The sequence below is a fragment of the uncultured Campylobacter sp. genome (genome assembly GCF_938039205.1).
Classification (GTDB): domain Bacteria; phylum Campylobacterota; class Campylobacteria; order Campylobacterales; family Campylobacteraceae; genus Campylobacter_A.
The window spans coordinates 1-3,742 of the sequence record NZ_CALHVM010000033.1 but is presented as its reverse complement, the minus strand read 5'-3'; the positions used below and the strand labels follow the sequence as shown (position 1 = coordinate 3,742).

The window sequence follows — 3,742 nt, the reverse complement described above, 5'->3', positions numbered from 1 at the left end:
CTTCCGGATCAATCTCATATTTGCCTGTTTCGGCATTGTATTTAGCACCGGAATATTCCACTGCAGTACCACCATAACAACTATCTTCTTTAACGCCACGTTTTAATGTAGTGGAAGCATTCTTTCTATCTACATAATAGGATTGAGTAGCGACATTAGCCGCGCATTCATTAGATATAAACGGACGCAAGTAGGTTTGAATGCCGCGGATCTTGGTTGATATATCTTGAGTATCATCAGAATCCGCGCCATAGCTCTTACGTAGATGATAGCGTTGATTGCCCAAATCCCCGCCAATTTCTGCTGTGTAGTTAGGTACGCCGTTGCCGCTATAGCTTCTGGCCGATATTACATGAGCCAAGATATCTGCATTTTGTGTATAATCGCCGCCTACGCGCAGATTACTAGGATTAAGTACGCTGGAGCCATCACCTTTTTTAGTTATATCGCCGCTAGCGGTGGTATCTACGATCTTACTATACTTGCCCGAATCCTTCAGCGCTTTTGTATCTACATTAAAATATGCAGGGCGAAGCACGAAGTTATCGCTACCGCATATGTGGAACGAGCCGTCTTTTGACATTTGAATTCCGAACTCATCTTTAGCAGCCTTTATATTATCTTCAAGCTTCTGCAACTCTGGTTGTATTTTATTCTCCCAAATGTCCTTCTTTTGGTTCTCGGTTAGATTTTTGTTGCACCAACCGAAATTCTCACCAGACTCACAATATCCATATCGCTTTTTAAGCTCCCATTTCTTGAGCTCCAAGTAATAAGCCTTAGGATCGCTGTTATTTAAATCTTTATTTTTTATATACTGATCTAAATCGGACCCTGAGGCAACTTGATCATCCGGACGATAGCTAAGCATAAATGTAAGACCCTGATACGCATCTCCTATCTCTATATCGTTTAGCTCTAAAATACTTTTTCCTTTAAAATCCACTTCCTTATCGATAGTGTAATCGGTTTTGTCCTTCATCTTAAACGGAATTTTTAAGGAATCGGTTACGGATCGGCATGAGTAAACTGCGCTATTCCCCTTATCGCTATCGGCAACTTTATCCGAGGTAGTAGCGGCATTTCTCGCCCTGACAACGGATAAATACAATTTACCGCTCAAGTCGAATTTCTCAAGCTTTCTAGCCTCGCTACCGATATATATGAGCTTGCCGGTATTCGGATCTTTTTTGAAGTAAGGAGAATTTGCGGCTGCGTCGATGTATTCCTCGCATTTACCGGTATCATCCTTATACTTCTTACAAAATTGGCTCTCATAATCCGGTCTAAAGATGAGTTTCGCATCGAAAGGCTTATCGGAGATTTGAGTATATAGCCTATCGTCGTCGTCATTTTTACTAAAATTCTTATTGACTACCTGTAAACCGCTTAAAGGTAGGATATTAACGCTTTTAGAAACCTTTGTCGCATCGCATAATTCAAGTTCAGAAGCGCTATCCATCTCTATGAAGACTCGCTGACCGCCGCCTATATCTAAGCTCATCTTATAACTTAGTGTCACGGCAGGAGCCTGCAATATGGTTGCACCCGTATTTACGGTAGCATTAAACTCGCCGTATGCCGCTTTACCTGGCTGCATTAATCCGCCTACAAGTACAGGACTACCGCCCGGTGTTGAAGAAGGAGTTAAGTCTCCCGCGCCTTGACCTATATAAAATTTCAATATATTACCGTCAAGCGCAGTAAACTGCCTATCTTTATAAATAGGCTTCGTAACGTTTGGAGTGCCACCTTTTATGACGTCTTTCATAGTCTCGTATGCACCCTTTTGACCATCGCGTAAATAGACTAGTTCATCGGCTGCCGCCGCAGGTATGGTATTTGTAGTGGTAGTGATAGGATCATTTACGACTAGCTCGTTATTTATAGTAGCGCTATCTTTGGTATAGGTAGCGCCGGCTTGACCAAAGTCGATCGATACTACCGCACCTGCTGCATCTTCGCTATCGCCGCCATTCAATCTATTTTCAAATTTCATTCTATAATAGATATTTTCACCCGCAACTACCGGGTTTTTGATCTGCTCAGGAGGTTCATGTAGTTTTTTTACATCCTCTTCGCTTCTTCGGTTACCATCATTATCAAAGAATTTAACCCAGTTAGAGGCGTTATAGACTTCATACTGATAGCACATTTGAGGGACATACAAATCGGCGGAAATAGCAATCATACTTATGAAGTTTTGATCGGCTTGACCTCCGTTGAGATCTTCATACGCCGCACCCAAAGAGATGTTTAGACTAGATTGCGCATTCTTCATCTTTGAACCGATATCGAATTCGTCCAGATCAAATCCACCTAAATAACCAGTGCCGTATGGATAGCTATACTTATAGGTGCCGTTATCATTTATAAGTAAAGCGACAGAGCCGTCGTATATATTAGCGCGATCGTTAGCTAACCGTTGATTAACCACACCGGATCCGTATAGCGAATCCATTTGTGCGGTTCCTTTGTGTTGAACTTTAAAATACTCGTCGGAGGTCATTTGTCTCTCGCCACCAAACCCTAAAAACCCTAGCTTTGCACTTACGGACCCACTTCTAGGTGTATAAAATCCATTGATGGTAGCGTTAATGTTTATAGGCGTATATCCCTTATCCCAAGGGGTGAGGACAAAATAATCGCCGTAAATAGTTACGTTTTTTGGTTTAAAATATTTATTTTTATATTCTACGGCCTCTTTATAAGTCATTTTTTGACCCGTTACGCTATCGTTAGATTGTAAATTATCTAGCAAAGCCCTTCTGGACGGGGCGGTTTTATCATATACTACGATTATTCCCCATCCGCCGTACGGCCCAAGACGAACGCTGTTGAACTCTCCATTGGTAAAATCTGCACCGCTTTGATCCTCACCATCACTCGTTTTTACGTTTCCTACAGTAAATTCAATGCTGTCGGAATAAGGTTCAAAATATGTCTTGACTAGATCGGTAATATCTTTAGTGCAGCCATATTTTAAACGCAAACGTAAGGGCTTGCGAGATTCTGCCAAAAAGTTCCAAGCAGCCGTTCCTTCGCATCTATCTCTATAAACATCTTCTATTATGCTAGCTTTACCTTTCGAGCTTTTCATTTTAAATTTCACCCGTGTATACCCCTTAGCAAAACCGGTCAATTTTTTTCCGTCTTTGCTGTTGTATTCTGCTTGGCTGTCAAAATCAGTCGTGCTGAATATATTTCCCTGCCAATAAAGTCTCGCATAGACTATATCGTCTTTAGTCACGCCCTTAGGAAGCCTCAAAACAGCTTTTGAACTATTCAAATAAAACTGTCCGTCGCCGTCATCTTTAATGTATGTGCCTTTTGCTCCCCACATGTAACCATGGCCTAAAGCAGAAGGCCAGCTTAATTTAATCACCGGCTTTCCAGTCACGGCGTAGTCTCCAAAGACGTATGTGCCCGCACCGCCGAATCTAACTATCGGCTTTTGGTTTAATTCGTCAGACGGAAAGTTTTTTATAGTGGTGAAATTATACAAACCCTCATTTCCGTTCCAAGTCCAACCACTTCTGCCTATCTTTCCGTCCAGCACGCCATCGTCACGATACTCGTTGCTTATTGGGGTAGCAGGATTTATCTTCACGTTCGACCTAACATCATCTGCGAATACTCCCGTCGCGAAACAAAACAACAGCGCCAAAATGGGCGCAAAGCTAAAACTCTTAACTTTCATGATACTACCCTCCGGTCAATAACATAATTTTTGACTACTATT

1 protein-coding gene is annotated in these 3,742 nt (G+C 41.9%); it reads right to left on the bottom strand.

Features of this window, described 5'->3' with window-relative positions:
- Positions 1-3,700: hypothetical protein (locus tag Q0394_RS04875; protein WP_298945759.1), on the bottom strand; the 3,700-nt coding region annotated here is incomplete at its 3' end.
- Positions 3,701-3,742: the final 42 nt, after the last annotated feature.